We start from the raw sequence: 423 nt of genomic DNA, 5'->3' as shown, positions 1-423 counted from the left end.
GAATGCTATCCCTATTGGGCTGATAGACACTCAACACATACCCATTATCATTTGATTTAGGTAACTGGATCGAATTCTCTGTCCCATCTGAGAACGTCATTTTCGCAGCGTAGGTTTTTCCTGCCTCCGGGTTGATCAGAAACGAGCCCATACCCGAATGCAAAGTTTCGAGTGCTGCTATTTCCTTATTCTCATTGTCAACGATCTTTCCTTTGACAGCTAAACCTATCCCGTCAATTCCAGTAGCTTTGAATGCAACCCTGGACAGAATCCCATTAATCAGATTCCCACTTTCAGGGAAAAACTGAACATCCGTCTGGTTCATACCTGCCTTTATCGGAAAGTCTTTAAGTACGCTTTTTTTGCTAGCACTTTCTATCATAGTTCTGATGTAGGCACCTCTTAAGTCTACCTGCTTCTCAC

General features: G+C 43.0%; 1 pseudogene. It reads right to left on the bottom strand.

Features of this window, described 5'->3' with window-relative positions:
* Positions 1 to 423: pseudogene (locus ACHFIZ_RS17970) on the bottom strand (TonB-dependent receptor); the annotation flags it as partial.

The sequence above is a fragment of the Pedobacter sp. JCM 36344 genome, from assembly GCF_046546555.1.
Classification (GTDB): Bacteria; Bacteroidota; Bacteroidia; order Sphingobacteriales; family Sphingobacteriaceae; genus Pedobacter.
This window is presented reverse-complemented; position numbering and strand designations above follow the sequence as displayed.